The organism is Bartonella occidentalis, assembly GCF_037070875.1.
Classification (GTDB): domain Bacteria; phylum Pseudomonadota; class Alphaproteobacteria; order Rhizobiales; family Rhizobiaceae; genus Bartonella.
On sequence record NZ_JAYMZJ010000001.1, the window covers coordinates 492,845 to 515,319 of the forward strand.

The following is a 22,475-nucleotide window of genomic DNA, read 5'->3' on the forward strand; positions in this document are numbered from 1 at the left end:
AATGTAATTAGTCATGCTCTTTAAAATATAGGAGCGAATAATGGAAAGAAAATAAAAACTAGTTATTATAGGATAGAGCTTTGGATCTATCTGCATCGAAAAAGTGTGTATATTAAGAGAAACTATAGATTGGTTGATTTAAAACTCACATGTCAGCATAATAGTTTTTTAATGGCTATTTGTATGACGACAAAGATAAGCAAATTTTATGGATGTGATTATTATTCAGACTTTAATCCTTAGTGTTGAAGTTTCTCTTTATAGCAAGCACTAGTATGTTCAATTAAACAATCAACGATAAATTAAAAGGATAATGCTGACTGATTTATTGAGCATACTTTGTTTTAAATATAAGGTGGTGCCGCATGCCGGATTCGAACCAGCGACCCCATCATTACGAATGATGTGCTCTACCAACTGAGCTAATGCGGCATAGATAATATATTAATTAGATAAAAGCACAAAAGCTAGTTTGAGGGTAATAGCTAAAAGAATGCACAAAAGCAAGCATGCATTTTGTTTAATAAGCCTTAACAAACATTAAGATAGGATTTGAAAAATTTATACCTTCGTTGTTTTTTTGAAAAATATTAATTTTATAAGGAGTACTGCTGACATTATTTTTTGTATATTTTCTATGTGCGAGTGTAACATGGAAACGACAAAGAAAAGCTTTTTAGTAACTAAACAAAGAAGTGAAGAATTATAGATAATTTGGATTGTGCTTAAACTATTGAGTTTCTTCTGTACAGATTTTTTTCATAGGTGGTATTAGAGGAACAGTATACGTTGTTAAATCTTTTGAATTGATCAAAACATCCTCATATTATAGCAGCCTGAATCAATTATGATACATATTTTATAATAATGGCTCCTTCATCTGCTCCGTTAACAAAATAGTTTCAATATATTGAAAGGACAAAACATCTGTAGGTGTAGATGTCTAAGTGTGTATGGTGCAGTTGAATTTTAGAGAACTTGTTCAATATCAAATATATTCTCTTATTATATATGAGGTTTTGTGAAAAGGCTTTTGTTTTTTGCAATTCAATGTACAAAACACCGCTGCTAAGATGCCAAAGATAGACCATGCTGGTAAACAAGTTATGGCGATACACGTTGAAGAGAGGAAAGGTGGTGTAATATTATGTATAGACTGGTTAAGATGATAAATATCTGTTTGCAAAAGGTTTGCTAATATTTTACCCAGAGAAGTTGTTGTCCAATTTTCTGTGACCATAGTATGTACACTATCAATGACAGATACTATGATTGTCATAGTAACAAAAATGAAAGCCATTAGTTTAAATAAAGGACGGAGCATACTTTTTCTTGTCATTATTAATGGAACATTTACGTAATGCACAGAAAAGCAAGTCGTTGCATTATTACACACGATAAATTTGCGTTTATTTTTATGTTTTTTTGAAAGAAGTGCATCTTCTGCATAAGAATAACGGTTAATCATCTCGATAAAAATGAAGCTTGAATCCAACAAAAGTAATGAGGAATGATGTTTGAGGAAAAGCACAATGAATTAAAACGTAACCTTCAAAATCGTCATGTCCAAATGATTGCTTTAGGAGGAGTGATTGGCACAGGTCTTTTTTATGGATCGACAGAATCTATACAGTTAGCTGGTCCTTCTGCCATTTTATCTTATCTCTTAGGAGGGCTTATTATTTATTTCATCATGCGAATGCTCGGTGAAATGTCAGTAGAAGAACCAACTTCAGGTGCTTTTAGTTTCTTTGCCTATAAATATTGGGGGGGCTTAGCGGGTTTCATAACAGGTTGGAACTATTGGTTCCTCTATATTCTCGTTGGCATGACAGAACTTACAGTTATTGGGTTTTATCTTGATCATTGGATTTTAATTGATCATTGGAAATCATCCTTCATTATCGTTACATTGATCACATTAATTAATTTATGGAATGTCCGTTTTTTCGGAGAATTTGAATTTTGTTTGGCCTTGATTAAGGTTATTGCTGTCATTGGTATGATTATTTCGGGAGTTGTTCTCATTGTCACTGGAATAGGCGGGAATCAAGCGAGTGTTCATCATCTTTGGGATGATGGAGGCTTTTTCCCTTATGGTGCAGTGGGGGTTATCTTGGCTACTTGCGTGGTGATGTTTTCTTTTGGTGGAACAGAGCTTATTGGTATTGCTGCTGGAGAGGTATCTAATCCACAAAAAGCAATACCAACTGCTATTCGTAAGGTAATGTGGAGGGTTGTAATTTTTTATATTGGTTCTATCAGCGTTATTATGATGATAAGCCCATGGAATATGATTAGTAAAAATGGTAGCCCTTTTGTTACGATTTTTGAAACTATAGGAGTTCCTACGGCGGGTCATATTCTGAATTTTGTGGTGATTATAGCTGCTATTTCTGTTTATAATAGTGGTATTTATTCTAACAGTCGTATACTTTATAATTTAGCTACACAAAAAAATGCACCACATATTTTTAGTAAACTTAGTGCTGCTGGTGTTCCTTATGTTGCTACCCTTTTTTCATCGATCTGTACTGCGATAGTCATCATTATTAATGCTTTTGTTCCTGATAATAGTTTTATGCGTATTATGGCTCTTGCGACTGCAGCAGCGGTTATCACTTGGACTATTATTATTATCGTTCATTTAAAGTTTAGAAAAGCACATAAAGACAGAAAAGAGCCATTTGTTTACGCATTTGGTTTACATCCTTATGCCAATTATTTTTGCCTTTGTTTTCTTGTTTTACTGTCTTGCATTATGTTTGTAAGTGGCTTTCGACAAAATGGATTAATGACTCAGTTATTCGGGATTATGGGGATAAAGACGCTGTTCCTTGAATCATATATTTCTGTACAGATGCCTGATATGAGTTTGGCAGTTATTATCATTCCTATATGGTGTTTCCTTTTGTTTTTGAGTTATAACTTAAGGGAGAGGATAAAAGGATAATGTAAAGAGATTGATTGGAATAAGTTTTGGGAATCATAAAATTTGACAAAGTAACGCAAGTTTTTGGTGATTTTTGCGCTTTAAAAGATATTACTGTACAGCTTACTGAAAAGCGAATTGCAATTATTGGTGCGAATGGTTCTGGGAAAAGTACGTTCGTTCGTCTTATTAATGGATTGCAATTACCGTCGTGTGGTTTTGTAAGTGTTGATGGACTTAATACAAAGCGTGACGCAAAGGCAGTGAAGCGTAAAGTGGGGTTTGTTTTTCAAAATCCTGATAATCAAATTGTTTTTCCATTAGTAGAAGAAGATTTATCTTTTGGTCTCAAAAATTTAAAACTTAGTCAGGATGAAATTACAAAACGTATAGATGAAATTTTACAGCGCTATGATCTCCAAGATTTTAGAAATCATTCGGTTCACTTGCTAAGCGGTGGACAAAAACAATTAATTGCGATTTCTGGTGTAGTAGCAATGAAACCAGATTATATTATTTTTGATGAGCCGACGACATTGCTTGATTTAAAAAATAAGCGTCGCGTTACACAAGTTATAGAGGAGTTATCACAAACAGTGATTATTGTATCACATGATTTAGAATTTCTTAGCAAATGTGATAGAGTTCTTGTCTTTGATAAGGGAGAGATAGTTGTTGATGATGTGCCTTCTGTTGCTATAAAGGCATATATAAAAAGAATGTCATGATCGGTTTATATTGTTCTCAGGATACGTTTATTCACAGACTTCAACCAGAGGTTAAGGTGGTTTTTCTTACTGTATGTACATCCATCATATTTATGGTGTCGTCTATACCTTTGCTCTCACTATTTTTATTACTTGTTATTTTACTATATGCGTTAGCACGGATTCCATTTAACAATATTTTAAAGCAGCTTAAATCGATGAGTTTATTTTTAGGGCTTATATTTATTGTGCAGGTTATTTTTTATAATTGGCTTTTAGGGTTTGAAGTTATATTACGTCTTATTACTCTTATTTTGTTAGCCTCTCTTGTTTCTTTAACAACCAAAGTGTCTGATATGGTAAGCTCAATTGAAACAGGGCTTCGACCATTTCAGTGCTGTGGTATAAATCCATCAAAATTTAGTATGGTATTATCTATGGCAATTAGATTTATTCCAGTTATTAGTGAAAAGTTTCACGAGGTGCGTGAAGCACAACGTGCACGTGGATTTGAAGCTAATATTTTTGCTCTTGCAGTGCCATTAATTATACGAACCATTAAGATGGCGGAAGAGGTTGCTGAAGCCTTAGATGCACGTTCTTATGACAGAGATTGATGATAAAGCTGTAATGAAAATAAAATCATAAAAACACTCATGGAGAGAGAATAATTGAATGAGTACGAAAGACATAACTTATATTGCATTATTTACAGCTATTTATGCAGTTTTGGGTCTCTTTCCGCCTATCAACCTTCCTTTTTTTCTTGGCGTTCCTATTACGGCTCAGTCTATGGGGCCAATGTTAGCAGGATCTATACTCGGAGCGAAAAGAGGGATTTTAGCATCTGTTCTTTTTCTTCTCCTTGTTGCTGTTGGTTTACCTCTATTATCTGGTGGGCATGGAGGTATCAGTGTTTTTTTAGGAGCTAGTGGTGGCTATTTAATTGGTTTCCCATTTGCGGCACTTTTTATTGGCTTTATGGCTGAACTATTTTGGCAGCGATTAAATTTTATCATACTGTTTGTAATAAATGTTGTGGGTGGTATTGGGATTGTGTATCTTTTTGGAATACCATGGATGGCTTATATTACCAAAGTTTCTTTGCTGAATTCTTTAATAATTTCATCAGGTTTTATGATTGGAGATATTTTAAAAGTTTTACTTTCATGCTCTATAGCGCTTGCCGTAAAAAAATCTTCTCCTCTTATTTTGGCAAAAAAAGAGGAGTGTCGCTTTGAATGAAATTTTTGTATAGCAAAAGTTAAAATAGCAATATGATGAAGTTTTTCTTACCTCATTTATCTGCATTTTTATCCGAGAAAATATGCAAGATAAAAAAGAATATTGCATTATTTATGTGATCATATCAAATCATCTGTCGCAAAAAGAATTTGATAGTGTGATTATTCAAGAGAAAACACCTGTTGTTATTATTTTCTAATGTTTTTAAAACAGATTTGTTTTTAGTGAAGAGGTTGCTTCTTTATTGCATGAAGTTATTGAATCTTCTTATTTAAATAAAAGAGATAGCTTTTGGGACAGTGTGGAAGTGTTTTTTGAGAAATTGATAGATGTGTATAATAGGTTAGGGTCATATTTATATAATGCCACATCCTCCATATTTAACTGGTAGGATAAAAATTACAAATTACATACGCAGGCATGTGATAATTTGAGTGTCTAGTATAAAAATTTTACCAGTAAAAGTGATCACAATGGGAATATTAAGAACCATTTATGATGATCTGGTGAAATAAGGAGATGATTGGCTTTTAAAAAGGCGTTAGAAGGGAAAAAATAAAGAATGCAAATTGACCCCAATGATCTGTCATTACCTGTAAGAGTTTTATGACTCTGTATCTTTTAGCAAAAGAACGTGAAGTTTTTTAAATTTTTTATAAAGACTGCTTTCTTTTAATCGTACATTTAGTATTCCCGCATTTACATCTCATGCAAGTGGATATTATTGCGGAGTCAATATGTGGAATAGCAATGACCACTAACAAATTTTGTGTAGGTGGAACCACCAGATGCGTGAAGATCTCTTACGTTACTTCCCATGAAAATACAACACAAGACACTTGAGCATATTAAAAAAGAAATAATCCTTGAAGGAAGGGCACCAATAACACGATTAAAACATTTCTCAAATAAACAGCATGTAATTGTTTCTGCAGCAAATTTTTTCATAGGTAATGACAGAAATCTGTCAAACATTTGCAATTACCCCCTTTTGAATATGCTTATATTCTGAAAAACAATAAACACCTTATATAACGGATAAAACATCAATATACTGCAAATAAAATCCATTACTCACTTAATACATTAAATAACAATACCATACAATCACTCCGTTATCCGCTATTCTAAGCTTTTCATTGTGTGAACAAACACACAATCAAACTAGATCATATTAATGAATAACTTACTGATTTTTTAGAAAAAATAAAACAAGTCATCTTGTAATGACTATTGACGGTGAACATAAATCAACAAAAGATAGGATTCTTATGCAAGATATTTGCTTCAAATTATAATCATCACTCTCAAAACTATTTTTGAGATATTTTGGGAGGTTTTGAGGGGGCATATTTTAGCCGACATGGATATTTTAAGAATCATCTATACGATAAATAAAGATCAACATTTCGATACTTGATGGTATTTCATTTAGATCTGAATTCCAAGCATTGAAGATTTTTTATGTCAGAGATCATCTCTAGAGTATCACAACTGCAAACTTCAACAGTCTGTTTGGGTTCTGTTTTATTAATTAATCAGCAATAAAAGGTTGATGACAAAATGAGCTAAAAAAGAAATTTGAACAGAAATGGTGCCCAGACGCGGATTCGAACCACGGACACGCGGATTTTCAGTCCGCTGCTCTACCAACTGAGCTATCTGGGCACGTCTCACTGAATATATGAAACGTGTGTGCGGTTATAGCATTAAAATTCTTTCTGTCCAGCCACCAAAAGAAAAATATTTATTTTAATTATAATTACTCTTTCCATAAAATCAACTTGATAGATATATTGTGATAAATTAGAGTATTCCTATCAAGATGTTGTTTTATCTGTATGATGATTGGATAACTACTTTTGAGAATCAAGCTAGTGCATGGGTATCTTTTATAAAGATTTTACATATTCTAAGCTTACGAAATAAATAGAAAACGTTATTAATATTTGTGCGGGGGGAGCTATTGGCACAATTTTTAATGGTGAGTTTGTCTTTCTTTTAAAAAAGGCAAGCAAGTTGAAAGGGGAGAATAATGGCAATATTGCAAAAACCAGGTTGTCGTCCAAATAATCCTAACTTTTCTTCTGGTCCTTGTACTAAACGACCTGGCTGGACTGTTGAAGTTTTAAAAAATGCATTAGTTGGACGTTCACATCGATCTATGGTAGCACAAGTAAGACTTGCAGAAGTTATTGATTTAACTCGTGAAATTTTGGAAGTGCCTTCTGATCATCATATAGGTATTGTTCCTGCTTCAGATACTGGTGCTGTTGAGATGTCTCTATGGTCTTTATTAGGAGAACGTGGTGTTGATATGGTAGCATGGGAACGCTTTGGTTCAGGATGGGCCGATGATGTTGTTAAGCAATTAAAGCTTTCTGATGTGCGTCGCTTGCAAGTCCCTTATGGTGAATTGCCAGATTTGTCTGAAATTGATTTTGACCGTGATGTTGTTTTTACATGGAATGGGACAACTTCTGGAGTGCGTATTCCTAATGCAGATTTTATTCCAGATAATCGAGCAGGATTAACAATTTGTGATGCAACATCAGCAGCTTTTGCACAAAATCTTGATTTTTTGAAATTAGATGTTGTGACTTTTTCATGGCAAAAAGTTTTAGGAAGTGAGGCAGCACATGGTATGTTGATTCTAAGTCCTCGTGCTGTTGAGCGGCTTGAAAATTATACCCCAACTTGGCCCATGCCTCAAATTTTTTGTATGACAAAAGATGGGAAATTGAATGAAAGTATTTTTAAGGGGGTAACAATTAATACACCTTCTCTTCTATGTATTGAAGATTATCTTGATGCATTGAAGTGGGCGAAGTCACTGGGTGGTTTGCCAGCATTAAGGGAGCGAGTTAATAAAAACTTCGCTGTACTCGACTCTTTTGTTCGCCAAACACCATGGTTAGAATATTTGGCAAAGGTGCCCCAAACACGTTCTAATACATCTGTGTGTTTGACAATTGTAGATCCAGTTATTACTGCTTTAAATACTGAAGCGCAGGTATCTTTTATCAAAGCAATAGTGGATCGCCTTGATAAGGAAGGCGCTGCTTATGATATTGGTTCATATCAAAGCGCTCCTCCAGGACTTCGAATTTGGACTGGTATAACAGTTGAGTCTTCTGACCTAGAAACTTTAACGAAATGGCTTGAGTGGGCATTTCAGGTTGAGAAAGCTCACCTTTAAATAGTTTTTATAATTTTATAAGAAAGTTTTTTCAAAAAAGAAAATGTAATAGGTTATTATGATCTGTTGCATTTTTTTAGTATGTAAATTATCCTTACACATTATACAGATTGTGAATGATAAAAGAATAGATATAATCATTCGCTAATTATGGCAAAAGTAATAATTAAGAGCTTTTAATTTTTCTATTTTTTACAGCAAAAATAATTAGTTATTAATTAATGTGCACTCTATACTTTAGTTATGTTTTCTTTTATGACCATAAAGACGAGGGGTGAGAAAATTTAACATGAAGAATAGCACTTTTTCTAAGATCTAATTATAAAGCAGAATCTATTTTTATGCTAGTTTTATTTTACCAAATACAACGGAGAAAGTTATGGCCAATGTGGTAGTTGTTGGTACGCAATGGGGAGATGAAGGCAAAGGTAAAATTGTAGATTGGTTATCTGAGCAAGCAGATGTTGTTGTAAGATACCAGGGAGGACACAATGCGGGTCATACATTGGTTATTGATGGAACTAGTTATAAATTATCGCTTTTGCCGTCTGGTTTGGTTCGTGGAAAATTATCAATTATTGGCAATGGTGTTGTAGTAGATCCTCATCATTTTGTTGCAGAATTAAAAAAATTACGAAGTCAGGGTGTGAATATTACCCCAGAAAATTTACGTCTTGCTGAAAATGCTCCTTTAATTCTTTCTTTGCATCGTGATCTAGATGCAATTAGAGAAAGTGGTCTTTCGGGTTTAACCATCGGAACAACAAAGCGTGGTATTGGTCCAGCTTATGAGGATAAGGTAGGTCGTCGTTCTATTAGAGTAATGGATTTGGCAGAAACAAGTACGCTCATGGTCAAGATTGAACGGCTTTTACGACATCATAATGCTTTGCGTCGTGGGATGGGTGTTGCAGAGATTGATTCTCAAGTTCTTTATGATGAATTGATGCAAGTAACGGATGACATTTTGCCTTTTATGGATTGTACGTGGCGTCTTTTAGATGAAAGTTATAGGATGGGAAAGCGCATTCTTTTTGAAGGGGCTCAAGGTGCTGTGCTTGATAATGATTTTGGGACTTATCCTTATGTGACATCATCAAATACAATTTGTGGGCAAGCATATACTGGTTCAGGTATGGGGCTTGGCTCAATTCATTATGTTTTGGGCATTGCAAAAGCTTATACGACACGTGTTGGAGAAGGGCCATTTCCGACAGAACAGATGAATGATGTTGGCGAATTTCTTGGGACGCGTGGGAATGAATTTGGTGTTGTGACCGGGCGAAAGCGTAGATGTGGTTGGTTTGATGCTGTCTTAGTACGTCAAATGGTAACAATTTGTGGTGTTAAGGGTATAGCACTGACAAAGCTTGATGTATTGGATGGCTTAGATGAAATTAAAATTTGTATTGGCTATGAACTTGATGGTAGGAGGATTGATTATTTACCCTCTTCTACGGGAGCTCAGGCTCGTGTAAGGCCACTGTATGAGACATTGGATGGCTGGAAAGAAACAACAGCGCATGCATTAAGTTGGGAAAATTTACCAGTGCAAGCTATCAAATATATACGCTATATTGAAGAACTAATCGGTGCGTCGGTGGCTTTAATATCCACTAGTCCTGAGCGTGGAGATACTATTCTTGTGACTGATCCCTTTGCAGATTAATAATTAGTTTTATCTTTATTTTTTTCTATGAGTAAAAACTTAAGTGTGAATGATGGAAAAGTACAAAATAGCATTGTTTATTTTATATATTCGCTTTAAATTAAAACTGCATTTATAATCAATTAATAGCAATCAATTTAGAAGGTTAAAATAAAAGGCATTTTGGTCTTGTGGCTGGGATTTATTTCTCAGTATAAGAAAAAATACATAGGATATGGTCGATTTCATTAGAATCTTAAAAAAAGCGATTGATGCGCAAGGTAATGTTACAGAACAAACACGCAAACGAATCTATAAACGAGCTATTGAAACACTAGAACAGCAATTTGTAGTAGCAAAAATTCCACAAGATATGGCATATGAGCAAAGACAGATTTTGCAAAGTGCTATTACAACTGTTGAAGAAGAATATTTGGCAGTTGAAAAGAAGTCATTTTTTTCAGGTGCTGAGTGGAAATCTGTAGGTGCGACTGAAAACGACAAAATCATACAAAACTCTGTGTTACCACAAGGTAAGGATGTTTCGGTTGTGGTGCCAGATAAAAGAGAGGAATTCTTTGTTCCAAGCTCAAAGGAAAGTAAGACATGTGATGAAGCTTCTGCGTCAAATATACCAGACGCAGAGCCTATTAATATGAATGTTCATTTTCCTTCTAAGAGCGTTAATAAAAAAACACTTAAAGAATCCTCTCTAGTTTCTGCTTCTCAAGTAGATCATTCTCATGTTGTTTCGCATATTTTTTCTCAGGCTTTACGTCGTGCTAATCGGTCATCAATACAAAAGCGCGTTATGATAGGTATTGTTGCTTTTACTAGTTTTATCATATTGATTATTGGTATTTTTCTTATTGGTAAGCGCGTATTTGTATCAAATGAATACCAATTATCAAAAGCAAATATTCAAGTTGCTAATGCATTACCGAGAACATTTTTAACTAATAAAAAATTAACGCAACGTTTATTAGAGGACGGTAGTGAAGTTGATGTTGGTCTAGATCGAACGGCAAATGGTTCATCAAATGGAGAAGGAATCTCAACAGTTGTTGCTGCTAATCTGCAATCAATTGAACAGCTAGGTGAAGCCATTTTATATAAAACGCGTACGAATTATGATACAGAAAAGATAGCAACGGGTAGTGTACGATGGTCGCTTATAAAGGAATCTCATGTTAAAGGAGCTCCAGAAGAGTCAGCTATACAAGGTGATATAACGATTCCAGATGAAGGGTTATCATTACGGTTAGTTTTACGCCGTAATACTGACATATCTTTTCCTGCTGCATATACTATGGATCTGATTTTTATTACTTCTGATAAATTTTCAGGCCAAGCTATAAGCAATGTTCAAGCGTTGACTTTTAAGGCAAGTGAGCAATCAATAGGGCGCTCTTTAACAAGAACCGTTTTTGCAAAAATTGATGATGATCTTTTTCTTATTGCATTAAGTGGCAATCATCCATTTCTTGACCGAAATTTACAATTGATGCGGGAATTAGACTGGATACGTTTAGTACTAACTGATAAAAGGGGACGTGTAAACGAATTGACTTTCGCAAAAGGGTCAACAGGTGAAGCTATTTTTAATGAGGTTATTAAACAGTGGCTCATAAAGCCAGATAAACTAACAGCTCTTGAGCAAAAAAAATAAAGCACTGATAAAGAGAGGTAAGTGAAAAGCTACAATTAGCTTTTCTTCCTTTAAAAGGGCATAACAACTTAATCAAGATAGATGAAGTGAATAAATTTTTGTTCCTCAATATCAAAAATAGCAGACATTATTATTAGTTTTGTATTTATCTTTGAGATAAAGTAGAGGCTCTTGTAGATATGGAATGTTGCACTTTTTCAAATGCACGCATTTCAATTTGTCTTACACGCTCCCGACTGATGTTGAATTCATTTGAGAGCTCTTCTAGCGTTAGTGGTTCATCGCTTAAACGGCGTGCTTTAAATATACGTCTTTCTCGTTCATTCAGATTTCCCATAGCGTGTGTTAACATAGAGCGACGATTTGCTAATTCATCCTGTTCGATTAAAACTTGTTCTTGATTGTCAGAGTCATCAATTAACCAATCTTGCCATTCGCTATTTTCTCCTTCTTTTATACGAAGGGGTGCATTGAGTGAAGTATCACCACAAAGTCGGCGATTCATTGATACAACTTCGTCTTCTGTTACATTTAACTGGGTTGCAATTTCTTTGACTTGTTCCGCATTGAGATCACCGCTATCAAATGCTTGCAGTTTATTTTTCAATTTACGAAGATTAAAAAACAAACGCTTTTGGTTAGCTGTTGTCCCCATTTTTACGAGACTCCAAGACCGCAATATATATTCTTGAATTGATGCTTTAATCCACCACATCGCATAGGTTGCAAGACGAAACCCACGTTCTGGCTCGAAACGTTTTACAGCTTGCATGAGTCCAATATTACCTTCTGAAATAACTTCCCCAATAGGCAACCCATAACCTCGATATCCCATTGCAATCTTAGCTACAAGGCGTAAATGACTCGTGACCAATCTATGTGCAGCTTTCAGATCATTATGCCCACGGTAACGTTGAGCCAACATATACTCTTCTTCTGGCTTAAGCATTGGAAGACGGTGTATCTCTTCCAAATAGTGGCTCAATCCTCCCTCACCTGTTATCACTGATACCAAATTCATATGGGCCATATATAGCACCCTCCTTTTTCATGAATTTCCTGACAAGGCAAACTCTATTCGCAGATATTACACAACTTCTCTCTTATAACAGCTTGACAAGTTTAATTTTAAATTTTGTTCAAAAAGAGATATTCTATTATAAAATCATGAAAAAGACAAAAGTTTCAATTAATTTTTTTGAAATGATCGATAAGTTCAGCCATATCTTGTGGGAGTGGTGAAGAAAAAGACATAACTTTACCTGTAGCGGGATGTTGAAAGGTAAGACTAGCTGCATGGAGTGCTTGTCTATTAAGTTTACTAATTGCATTTTTTATTATGGGATTAAGTATGTTTGATTTTGTTTTAAAAGAATTTCCATAAACAGTATCACCTACGAGTGGGTGTCCGATATGAGCCATATGAACACGAATTTGGTGCGTACGTCCGGTTTCTAGACGGCATTCCAAAAGACTGGCAAAAGATGTTTTATCTGCACGAGCTCCATATTTTTCAAGTAGGGAAAAATGAGTGATAGCATGGCGAGAATGAGAGCTTTGACTGTGGATGACAGCTTGTTTTGTTCGGTTATGAGGAGAACGGCCAAGGGGTGCGTTAATTGTCAAAGTATTTCTGCTGGGGGATCCCCAAATTAATGCGTGGTAGCATCGATCTAGTGCAGTGGTACGTCCGTGATCAAAAAATTGGATACTGAGATTTTTATGAGCAAAATCATTTTTAGCAACAACCATAACTCCACTTGTATCTTTATCAAGACGATGGACGATACCAGGGCGCTTGACGCCGCCGATACCAGACAAACTATCACCACAATGGTAAATAAGAGCATTAACTAATGTTCCAGTCCAATTCCCATTGCCAGGATGAACCACGAGACCAGCTGGTTTATTGATGACAATAATGTGATTATCTTCAAATAAAATATCTAATGCAATGGCTTCACCACTAGGTTTTGCATCCCTGGGGACGGGTATTGTCAATTCAATTATTTGATCGGATTTTAATCTTGTTTTCGGTTCTTTTATTAATTGACCGTTAATTCTAAGTGAACCTTCACGGATGAGGATTTGCAAACGTGAACGCGACAACTCATTGTGGCATTGTTTAGAAAGCCACTGATCAAGTCGTTGCCCAAGAGCACTCTCATCCGTTATCCATTGAACCAATATATGATCCTAATTAAGCTTTTAATAAAAATTTTTTTTACCAGTACGAAATTGCTTTGGTATCTAAAAATTCTTTAATACCCCATTGTCCGCCTTCACGGGCACGCCCGGAAAATTTGACTCCGCCAAAGTAACTACCACTGGGTAAGCCATGTCCATTAATTTCTACCATACCAGATCGCATTTGCACAGCGATACGTCTACATTTGTTTTGATCCTGCGATTGTATATAGTTTGAGAGACCATATTCGGTATCATTGGCTAAAGCGACGGCTTGATCTTCCGTATTGAAAGGAAGAATCGAAAGAACTGGACCAAATATTTCTTCTCTAAAAATACGCATATTAGGTTTCACATCGGAAAAAACTGTTGGGCGTACATAATAACCACGTTCCATTCCCATCGGTAAACCAGAGCCACCTGCAATAAGAGTTGCACCTTCATCAATTCCGGATTGAATAAGCTCTTGAATTTTATCGTACTGTTGTTTTGATACTACGGGACCAATATGATTCCCCGCTTGGTGGCTTGGACCAACTTTTGTTTTTTCAGCGATATCTTTGGCTGTTTTGATGGCTCTGTCATAAATAGTATGCTCTACAAGCATGCGCGTTGGTGCATTGCAACTTTGTCCACTGTTATAAAAGCAGTGCTGTACACCACGTTGAATAGCTTCTGAATCAGCATCGGCAAAAATGATATTAGCTCCTTTACCTCCAAGTTCGAGACAAACTCTTTTTAAAGTGTCGCTGGCATTTCTAGAAATAGATTTTCCTGCTCTGGTTGATCCTGTAAAACTTATCATTTCTAAATCTGGATGAGAGGATATGTAAGAGCCTATATTGCTCCCATCTCCATTGATTAAATTAAAAACACCAGCAGGTAGAGCAGCTTCATCTAAAATTTCAGCAAAAAGCATAGCAGAGAGAGGGGCAATTTCAGAAGGTTTCAATACCATTGTGCATCCCGCCAATAAAGCAGGAATAACTTTAAGAGTTACCTGATTCATAGGCCAGTTCCATGGGGTAATTAATCCTACCACGCCGATAGGATCATAGTGAAGAATAGCTTTTTCATTTCCTTCCACTAAAACGTCTTGGAATGAAAACTCTTTGAAAGCTTTGATAAAGTTGCGAATATGAGAATAGCCCGATGCAGTTTGTGCATTGCGTGCCATATCAATAGGCGCTCCCATTTCCATCGAAATGGTTTTTGCCATATCTTCTGAATGTTTTTCATAGAGCTCTAAAATTTTTTCAACGAAGCTAAGTCTTTCATTCACTGGGGTTGTTTTCCAGCTTTGAAAAGCATTTTTAGCAGAACTAATTGCTCTATCTGCATCTTTTGTGCTGGCAAGGCTAATGACAGCACAAGCTTCTTCTGTTGATGGATTAATAACATGTGAATCATGAGGATTATTCGGATCATCCCATCGACCATTGATGTAGAATTTTCGTTTATTAAGCATTTTGCATTTCCTATTTTTTGTTAATTTTTAAGCTATTTCAGCTATTTTAAACGAAAATAACAAGGATAATTTTATAAAAAGTGAAAAATAGAACTGCTTTGCAGAAATTGATAATGGAAAATGGAAGCGGTTCTCGCCTGTCAGATGTGAGAAAAAAGAGAAGAATGAGTGATTTTTTTTTAATTTCTGTGATAGAGTTTTTCTAAAATAATGTAGCGCAGCTGGGTAGCACCATAAATTTTGTGATATGCATTACTAGGTGGAAAGGGCGCACCGTTGATAGGTATAATTTTTTCATAAAATAGTACTATCAGCAAAAAGTTATTAACCTTCATGTTGTATGTTCTGCGCATTCTTTATTGAAAAAGCAATGTTCTTTCTCATTGCTGTAATTTTGTTGGGTATCATGCATAATTCGAAAACAAAATCCATTTCTACGTCTTCTTTTTCTGATGAGAGTGCAAAGAATGTAGCAGAAACAAGTTCGTCTGCTGACCTTGCTAAGATATTTCCTTATCCCGAAGTATGGAAAAAAGCATTCACCTTTGGGCGGAACGCTCGTTTCACGCGAACGCCAGAAGTTGAGATTCTACGTCGTCGCATAGAAACAGATCCAATTTTTGCGGAACAATTTAAAATTTTTGCAGAGCAAAAGCATAAAAAGCTTACGAGAATTCCATATTATAACAAAAAAACAATACATTCTCAATTGACTGAAAGAATGACTGATTCTTCATCAGTTAAAAATGAAGAGCCATTTTGTTCTTTAACAGTTTTGGGACAGTTACCACAGCAAACTATTAGCACTCAGGCTGAAAAAAATATAGAGAAGCATAAATTACCAGTAGAGAATATGGAAGAAAGAACAAAGCCTACTTTTTATCTTTCTGATGATGCATTTTTTGAGTGTGAACCCTTTATATTAGAACAGATCGATGCTAAAATATTAGAAAAAGATGCAACATCTATTAAGCGTAAAAACAATGATGTTGCGCTGGATACTGTTTCTACTTTTGATAAGTCAATCACTGCTTTTTACCGTGTTCTTGAATATCGTTTTCCGAAATTGTACGATTCAATTACATCAGAATCCTCAACAGAAGATGTTCAAGGTATTAAGAAAACTTCTAACGTAACATGTGCAAAGAGCTATACACATGCAGTTAAAGAGACTCAGGTGTATAATTCTGAGTTTGATTTTGAAAAGACTGCTGACACACTGAGTGATGTAGGAGCGACCGCAGTCACCGATAATTCAAGCAATACTACTAGTATAGTAGAAAACTTAGAAGATGTTTCTGTGCTAAGAAAAAAAGATAAAACATCCTACACAGTCAGTACACGATTAGGTCGTGGTGATTCCACTTTTATACCCAATTTTCAATCTGTGGATGATAAAAATTATAGTAACAATTATAAATTTCCTCCGATTGATTTATTGCAAGAACCCATTTTCCACGATGGAGCAATTATTACGCAAGAAACATTGGAGCGTAGTGCGGGACTTTTAGAAAGCGTTTTGGAAGATTTTGGAATTAAGGGTGAAATTATACATGTTCATCCAGGGCCAGTGGTGACAATGTATGAATTTGAACCTGCGGCTGGAGTAAAGTCATCGAGAGTCATTAGTCTTTCTGATGATATTGCTCGTTCGATGTCTGCTATTTCTACACGTGTTGCAGTGATCCCTGGACGCAATGTTATTGGGATTGAGTTACCAAATGCAGTTCGTGAAACAGTTTATTTGCGTGAATTAATCCAATCAAACTCTTTTCGTGAAAGTCAATTTAAATTATCCCTTGCTTTAGGGAAGGGAATTAATGGTAAGCCTGTCATTGCAGAATTAGCTAAAATGCCTCATTTATTGGTTGCAGGCACAACAGGGTCGGGTAAATCTGTTGCGATTAATACAATGATTTTGTCAATTCTTTATAGAATGACACCAAAACAGTGCCGTCTGATTATGGTTGATCCTAAAATGTTAGAACTTTCTGTTTATGACGGTATTCCACATCTTTTAACGCCTGTAGTGACTGATCCAAAGAAAGCTGTAACAGCTTTAAAATGGGCAGTTCGTGAAATGGAAGAGCGTTACCGTAAAATGGCTAAGTTAGGGGTGCGTAATATTGATGGTTTTAATGCAAGAGTTGCATTGGCAGCGCAAAAAGGCGAAACAATCATGTGTACTGTACAGTCTGGGTTTGATAAGGAAAGTGGGGAAATGCTTTATCATGAAGAAGCAATGGATTTGACACAGCTTCCTTATATTGTTGTTATTGTTGATGAAATGGCTGATCTTATGATGGTAGCCGGTAAAGAAATTGAAAACGCTATTCAGCGCTTAGCGCAAATGGCGCGTGCTGCAGGCATTCATCTCATTATGGCAACGCAGCGCCCTTCTGTTGATGTAATTACAGGTACGATTAAAGCAAATTTTCCCACCCGTATTTCGTTTCAGGTAACATCGAAAATTGATAGCCGTACAATCTTGGGAGAGCAAGGTGCTGAAACACTTTTGGGTCAGGGAGATATGTTGCATATGGCAGGCGGTGGACGTATCGTTCGGGTTCATGGGCCTTTTGTATCTGATGAAGAAGTTGAATCTGTGGTTGCCCATCTTAAAATACAAGGAAAACCTGATTATTTAGCAACGGTAACGGACAGCGAAGAGGATAATAAAGATGTGGAGTCTGCTGATTCAGCTGCAAAAATTTCTACTATAGAAGGTTTAGATGATGACGGTGATGAACTCTATCTACAAGCTGTTAAGATTGTTATGCGTGATAAAAAATGTTCAACATCTTATATTCAACGCCGGCTTGCAATCGGTTATAATAAGGCCGCTTCCATAGTTGAACGGATGGAAGAAAAAGGCATTGTTGGAGCTGCCAATCATGTTGGTAAACGTGAAATTTTGCTTAGTGAATACAGCGGTAAGCAAGATGATTTTATGGCTTCATAGTACAGCTATTTTAGATATTTTCTTAATTTATTTATCAAAACGGGTGTTATCTAATATTAAATGGGGAAGAATATCAGAGGTGATATCTTACATTAAATGCTCATAAGTGGTGCCGGATGAAAAGGAGGCTTAAGATGTCTCGGGCATTTGAAGATTATCTGAAATGTAAGAGAAATTAAACAAACCCTCATGTGAGGACAGATAGATTTTATTATCTCCTCTGATAGTAAAATATTCTTTGGTTAAATGGTACTTGGGTGTATTTTTTGGTTATCTTCTGCATTATTTATAATTTGAAAGAGTCTTTTTAGATAAAACGGAATAGTATAAGGTATTGAAGAGTATTCAACATAGTCTCCTTGAATTGAGAGTAACTTTAAAGTGTTATGCTGAATTTTCTATAATTGCTTCTGCTACTGTTTAGTTTAAGTGAGACATTGTTGCTTGAAGCTTGCTGGAAGAAGATGTTTTGGGGATTGCTGCTCAGGTGCTGCAATTATGTTCGTTTGTTGCAGAAGTGGATAAATATGCAACTGCGGTGGAAATTCCTTCCTTAGTGTTGAAAATGAAATGCAAATCGAGATCATTCTTCCTGTTCAAAATGTCAATATACATGGTGAAGTTATTTTCTTGAAGGTCAAGCCGGAAAGTTTTCTGATTTTATAGTGTTATTAAAAGCAAATGAATTAGATTATTAGATGAAAATTTTTTCGTTTTATACTGAAATTTTGCTGCGACATTTTTCTTCGGAGATAAAAATGGCCAATTTTATATATTTTAAAAGCATTAACTAAAAAGCTATTGAGCTGGTATTTTTTGTATTTTAAGACTAATTTTTATGTTCGTCACAAATATAATAATGAACGATACTGGATACTCTGTATTTATTAAAGGTGATCTGTCTTTGGAAACAAACACACAATTTAATGATCTGTAGATAGTTGTTCAAAAGAGCTCTATGTTGAATTATTTGCTTACTAATTTTGATGTTAAATATAGGGTCAAGAGTTTCTTGGTTTTGGTATTTTAATGATGCAAGAAAAAAGAGATGAAAAGTCGAATACAAAAATATCAGACCTCTCAGAGATAGAGCGTGCAGCTTTTGGTGAAATTGCAGAACGGTTGCGTGATGAGTTGCATTCATCTTTAGGATCTGGGCATTTATCTGAGAAAGCGGCAATTAAAATGTCGTCTGCTCGGACATTATCTATAAATGTAATAGAACAAACTCTCATAAAAGAACCAGCGGTGGTTTTATCATTATTGGATATAGCTACTGATGGCGTTTTATGGTTAGATGGACAGGGTTTTATTCAATCAGTTAGTAGCGCTGCTCTAGCATTAACTGGCTATGAAATAAATGAATTACTGGCACAGCCACTATCATCATTATTTACTTTGCAAAGTCGTCCTTTAGTGGAAAAATATTTTGAGTTAATTCATAGACAGGAAAAAAATCGGGTTTTAAACCGTGGTGAAACAGCTGATTTAGTAACAAAAGATCATAAAAATGTAATAGTTTCTATAATAATTGTACCTTTGGTACGGAAAAACAATTATGCTGTTATGCTGCGTGATATGACAGGTGTGGCTCTACCATTAGGTAAAAAGGTAGAAGAAAACAAAGTAGCTGGAATTGTTCATGAGATGCGAACACCTTTGAGTGCTCTTATCGGTTTCGCAGAAATTATGGAAGATGGCCGTTTTGGTTCGATAGATAATGAGCGTTATCGTGGGTATTTGCGTGATATTATCTCATCTGGAAAACATATATTATCGTTGGTTAATCAATTATTAGAGTGCTCGAAAGCAAATCATTTTAGCTCAAATAATAAGACCAATGAGTCTCTTATAGCTGAAGCATTTGATGTTACATCTTGTTTGCGGGCGAGTATAGCTTTCCTTGAAACACAGGCTAATCATAATGGTATTATTATGCGCATTGTTGCACCGGTTCATGTGCCATTTATTTGTGTATCACAACAAATATTTCGTCAAATTATGTGGAATCTTCTTTCTAATGCTATCCGTTTTACACCGTTTGGTGGGCAAATTATTGTTCACGTTTCTTATATTCAAAAAGAACGAGTAAAAATTTCAGTGAGTGATAATGGTATAGGGATGAGCGATGAAGAAATCATGCAAGCTATACAACCTTATGGTCAAGTAGAGCGCAAAGATGGTCGATCTGGTGACAGCGTTTTTGTTGGAACTGGTTTAGGTTTACCAATGTGTAAAGCGATGGTAGAAGAGAGTGGTGGCCAATTTATGTTATTTTCAAAGCCTAATCATGGAACAACTGTAGAAATGTTTTTTCCTGTATTCCATGAAAAGACTTACAAATAAATTCATTTTTTTTCGGCTAATAAATCTTTAATTTCTGATAGAAGTTGTTCTTCTAAAGACATTTTTTTAGGATTCTCCTCTTTTTCTTGTTTGTGGCGTATTTTATTGACGCCTTTCACCAATAAGAAAAGAAGCCAAGAAATAATGAGAAAATTTATAAATAGAGTTATAAAGTGACCATAACTAATTGTGGCTCCGGCTTCTTTTGCGGCGCTCAGTGTAGCTTGTTTTTTACCTGCAAGTTGGATAAACATATTAGAAAAGTCAATTCCACCTGTGATGAGACCAATGATTGGCATAAAAATATCATTGACAATTGAATTAACTAAACCACTAAAAGCGCCCCCTATAATGACACCGATAGCAAGATCAATCATATTACCTTTTAAGGCAAATTCTCTGAATTCTTTAAGCATTGTGTTCCCCTGTTTATTTATTAACGTATGATAAGGCTAATTATCGCTTTTTATAAAAAAGTGAAGGGTAGCTTTTTCTTTTAGTGCAGTGTTATTATAGATATTAAAATTATTTTCTAAGACTGTTTGAATATGTCAGAACTTACTAGGAGCTGTATTCTTTATGATACGGGAATCGATTTATTATAAAGCTCGTATTATCGAAGACTTTTTTGATAAATTGTGTTTGATTTTGTTCTTAGCTAAAAGAAAAGAATTGTACCTGATTTATAAAATTGTTTTACGACCTTTACGATAAAATTTTGAAAATTAGGTATATTTTATAAAGGATCTTTATTGCTTATTTGCAGATTTCTTTAATTTTCAATGCTCGAATAATTTCAAAAAAGCCTTTCCAAATATATAAGGAATTTTACGCAGTGTTTATAAACATAAACATGAATATCCATTATACCTGTGCACTTTCTCATTTACATTAAAGAAGTTTCATTCTTATCGTCTATAATTTGCTATCTTTATTTGTGATCTTGTATGTTAAGTGGTTTATATGAGGTGCGATAGATTGTTTAGTTGTGGAGAAGGATTGATGAATTTCTTTCGTTGTATTGGTCGTTCTGCTTTATTTATGTTAGATCCAGAGCATGCACATCGTTTAGCGATTGTCAGTCTGAAAAGTGGCATAAACAGTTGCCAAAAGATTGTTGATAAACGTTTATGTGTGACTGTCGCGGGTCTTGATTTTGAAAATTTTGTTGGTCTTGCTGCAGGTTTTGACAAGAATGCAGAGGTTGTGGATGCTATTTTTAGTCTAGGTTTTGGATTTACTGAGATTGGAACGGTTACGCCAAAACCTCAAATGGGAAATCCTAAGCCGCGGCTTTTTCGCTTAAAAGAAGATGAAGCAATCATTAATAGAATGGGTTTTAATAATGATGGGCATCAGACTGTTTACAGCAGAATTCACATCTGTAAACGGCTCGGTATTATAGGGATTAATATCGGCGCCAATAAGGATACAGTCGATAAAGTTGACGATTATATTACTGGTATTGCTCATTTTTATGATGTTGCTGATTATTTTACAATTAATATTTCTTCACCTAATACGCCTGGTTTACGAGATTTACAGGCTCGTGAAAGTTTACATCTTTTAATTAGTGCTATTTCGAAGGTGCGTAGTGAACAGAGAAAAAAGCACGGATTTTCCATCCCTATTTTTTTAAAAATTGCGCCCGATTTATCAGAGAAAGAACTAGATGATGTGGCTGAAGAAATGGCACTTTCTGATTTTGATGGTTTAATCGTATCCAATACCACTCTTTCACGTCAAGGACTGATGAATAGCGTATTAAGTGGAGAGAAGGGGGGACTCTCTGGACGTCCATTATTTGAACGTTCCACTATTGTCCTTGCAAAAATGCGTCAAAAATTAGGTAAAGAGATTGCTCTTATTGGTGTTGGTGGTATAAGAAATGCACAAACTGCGTTAGAAAAAATTAAAGCTGGTGCAGATTTGATTCAGTTATATAGTGGGATGGTTTACGAAGGGCCAGATCTTGCAATAACTATTCTAAAAGATATTTTGCAATTTATGCAGCAAGATGGTGTTGATACTATAAAAGCTTACCGTGATCAGCGTGTTAAGTATTGGGCAGAACGTACACTACATTTGTGATAAAATTGTTTTTTCTGAATA

General features: G+C 35.2%; 14 protein-coding genes and 2 tRNA genes. 10 read left to right on the forward strand and 6 right to left on the reverse strand.

Annotation, left to right across the window (positions count from 1 at the left end):
* Positions 1 to 356 precede the first annotated feature (356 nt).
* Positions 357 to 432: transfer RNA gene (locus WCP78_RS02095), tRNA-Thr, on the reverse strand.
* Between the two features lie 1,078 nt (positions 433 to 1,510).
* Between WCP78_RS02095 and WCP78_RS02100 the strand changes: the two genes are divergently transcribed.
* From WCP78_RS02100 to WCP78_RS02115, 4 genes are read left to right on the forward strand one after another with little or no spacing between them, the layout of a single operon-like run.
* On the forward strand, positions 1,511 to 2,953 hold the full coding sequence (locus WCP78_RS02100) for an amino acid permease (RefSeq protein ID WP_442895295.1): 1,443 nt from the start codon (positions 1,511 to 1,513) through the stop codon (positions 2,951 to 2,953).
* A gap of 26 nt (positions 2,954 to 2,979) precedes the next feature.
* Positions 2,980 to 3,660 (forward strand): energy-coupling factor ABC transporter ATP-binding protein, encoded by a 681-nt coding sequence (locus WCP78_RS02105; RefSeq protein WP_336278856.1) that lies wholly within the window; start codon positions 2,980 to 2,982, stop codon positions 3,658 to 3,660.
* On the forward strand, positions 3,657 to 4,256 hold the full coding sequence (locus WCP78_RS02110; protein WP_336278857.1) for an energy-coupling factor transporter transmembrane component T family protein: 600 nt from the start codon (positions 3,657 to 3,659) through the stop codon (positions 4,254 to 4,256). Before WCP78_RS02105 ends, WCP78_RS02110 begins: the two co-directional genes overlap by 4 nt.
* Before the next feature lie 58 nt (positions 4,257 to 4,314).
* Entirely contained in the window at positions 4,315 to 4,884 is a 570-nt protein-coding gene (locus WCP78_RS02115) for a biotin transporter BioY (protein WP_336278858.1), read from the forward strand.
* Positions 4,885 to 6,476: 1,592 nt separating this feature from the next.
* Here the strand turns inward: WCP78_RS02115 and WCP78_RS02120 are convergent.
* Positions 6,477 to 6,552, reverse strand: a tRNA-Phe gene (locus WCP78_RS02120).
* Positions 6,553 to 6,919: 367 nt separating this feature from the next.
* Between WCP78_RS02120 and WCP78_RS02125 the strand changes: the two genes are divergently transcribed.
* From WCP78_RS02125 to WCP78_RS02135, 3 genes are all read left to right on the forward strand, one after another.
* Positions 6,920 to 8,083, forward strand: a complete 1,164-nt coding sequence (locus WCP78_RS02125) for a phosphoserine transaminase (RefSeq protein WP_336278859.1) — start codon at positions 6,920 to 6,922, stop codon at positions 8,081 to 8,083.
* A gap of 379 nt (positions 8,084 to 8,462) precedes the next feature.
* Positions 8,463 to 9,752 carry an adenylosuccinate synthase gene (locus tag WCP78_RS02130; RefSeq protein WP_336278860.1) on the forward strand — a complete coding sequence of 430 codons (1,290 nt, stop codon included), beginning with the start codon at positions 8,463 to 8,465 and terminating at the stop codon, positions 9,750 to 9,752.
* Between the two features lie 214 nt (positions 9,753 to 9,966).
* Positions 9,967 to 11,400, forward strand: coding sequence for a hypothetical protein (locus WCP78_RS02135; protein ID WP_336278861.1), 1,434 nt, complete (start codon positions 9,967 to 9,969; stop codon positions 11,398 to 11,400).
* A gap of 145 nt (positions 11,401 to 11,545) precedes the next feature.
* Here the strand turns inward: WCP78_RS02135 and rpoH are convergent, their stop codons facing one another.
* The 3 genes from rpoH to WCP78_RS02150 all read right to left on the reverse strand — a co-directional run bounded on the left by rpoH (position 11,546) and on the right by WCP78_RS02150 (position 15,055).
* Complete coding sequence (gene rpoH / locus WCP78_RS02140) at positions 11,546 to 12,430, reverse strand: RNA polymerase sigma factor RpoH (RefSeq protein ID WP_336278862.1); 885 nt, start codon at positions 12,428 to 12,430, stop codon at positions 11,546 to 11,548.
* A 155-nt stretch (positions 12,431 to 12,585) separates the two neighbouring features.
* Positions 12,586 to 13,590, reverse strand: a complete 1,005-nt coding sequence (locus WCP78_RS02145; RefSeq protein WP_336279116.1) for an RluA family pseudouridine synthase — start codon at positions 13,588 to 13,590, stop codon at positions 12,586 to 12,588.
* Positions 13,591 to 13,624: 34 nt separating this feature from the next.
* Positions 13,625 to 15,055, reverse strand: a complete 1,431-nt coding sequence (locus WCP78_RS02150) for an aldehyde dehydrogenase family protein (protein ID WP_336278863.1) — start codon at positions 15,053 to 15,055, stop codon at positions 13,625 to 13,627.
* 406 nt (positions 15,056 to 15,461) lie between these two features.
* Between WCP78_RS02150 and WCP78_RS02155 the strand changes: the two genes are divergently transcribed.
* Together WCP78_RS02155 and WCP78_RS02160 are read left to right on the forward strand one after the other, a co-directional pair.
* A complete protein-coding gene (locus WCP78_RS02155) occupies positions 15,462 to 18,017 on the forward strand; it encodes a DNA translocase FtsK (RefSeq protein WP_336279117.1) in 2,556 nt (851 codons plus the stop codon).
* A 1,029-nt stretch (positions 18,018 to 19,046) separates the two neighbouring features.
* Positions 19,047 to 20,363 carry a PAS domain-containing sensor histidine kinase gene (locus tag WCP78_RS02160; protein WP_336278864.1) on the forward strand — a complete coding sequence of 439 codons (1,317 nt, stop codon included), beginning with the start codon at positions 19,047 to 19,049 and terminating at the stop codon, positions 20,361 to 20,363.
* Between the two features lie 2 nt (positions 20,364 to 20,365).
* Here the strand turns inward: WCP78_RS02160 and mscL are convergent, their stop codons facing one another.
* Positions 20,366 to 20,779: a large conductance mechanosensitive channel protein MscL gene (gene mscL / locus WCP78_RS02165; RefSeq protein ID WP_336278865.1), complete on the reverse strand. Its 414-nt coding sequence runs from the start codon at positions 20,777 to 20,779 to the stop codon at positions 20,366 to 20,368.
* Between the two features lie 586 nt (positions 20,780 to 21,365).
* Between mscL and WCP78_RS02170 the strand changes: the two genes are divergently transcribed.
* The gene (locus WCP78_RS02170; RefSeq protein WP_336278866.1) at positions 21,366 to 22,454 is read left to right on the forward strand and encodes a quinone-dependent dihydroorotate dehydrogenase; all 1,089 of its coding nucleotides are present in this window, start codon (positions 21,366 to 21,368) and stop codon (positions 22,452 to 22,454) included.
* Positions 22,455 to 22,475 lie beyond the last annotated feature (21 nt).

Excerpts from the sequence above, each read along its gene's own strand:
- rpoH (WP_336278862.1), bottom strand. The coding sequence starts at position 12,430 with ATGGCCCATATGAATTTGGTATCAGTGATAACAGGTGAGGGAGGATTG.
- WCP78_RS02115 (WP_336278858.1), top strand. The coding sequence starts at position 4,315 with ATGAGTACGAAAGACATAACTTATATTGCATTATTTACAGCTATTTAT.
- WCP78_RS02155 (WP_336279117.1), top strand. The coding sequence starts at position 15,462 with ATGCATAATTCGAAAACAAAATCCATTTCTACGTCTTCTTTTTCTGAT.
- WCP78_RS02125 (WP_336278859.1), top strand. The coding sequence starts at position 6,920 with ATGGCAATATTGCAAAAACCAGGTTGTCGTCCAAATAATCCTAACTTT.
- WCP78_RS02150 (WP_336278863.1), bottom strand. The coding sequence starts at position 15,055 with ATGCTTAATAAACGAAAATTCTACATCAATGGTCGATGGGATGATCCG.
- mscL (WP_336278865.1), bottom strand. The coding sequence starts at position 20,779 with ATGCTTAAAGAATTCAGAGAATTTGCCTTAAAAGGTAATATGATTGAT.
- WCP78_RS02135 (WP_336278861.1), top strand. The coding sequence starts at position 9,967 with ATGGTCGATTTCATTAGAATCTTAAAAAAAGCGATTGATGCGCAAGGT.
- WCP78_RS02130 (WP_336278860.1), top strand. The coding sequence starts at position 8,463 with ATGGCCAATGTGGTAGTTGTTGGTACGCAATGGGGAGATGAAGGCAAA.
- WCP78_RS02160 (WP_336278864.1), top strand. The coding sequence starts at position 19,047 with ATGATGCAAGAAAAAAGAGATGAAAAGTCGAATACAAAAATATCAGAC.
- WCP78_RS02170 (WP_336278866.1), top strand. The coding sequence starts at position 21,366 with ATGAATTTCTTTCGTTGTATTGGTCGTTCTGCTTTATTTATGTTAGAT.
- WCP78_RS02110 (WP_336278857.1), top strand. The coding sequence starts at position 3,657 with ATGATCGGTTTATATTGTTCTCAGGATACGTTTATTCACAGACTTCAA.
- WCP78_RS02100 (WP_442895295.1), top strand. The coding sequence starts at position 1,511 with ATGATGTTTGAGGAAAAGCACAATGAATTAAAACGTAACCTTCAAAAT.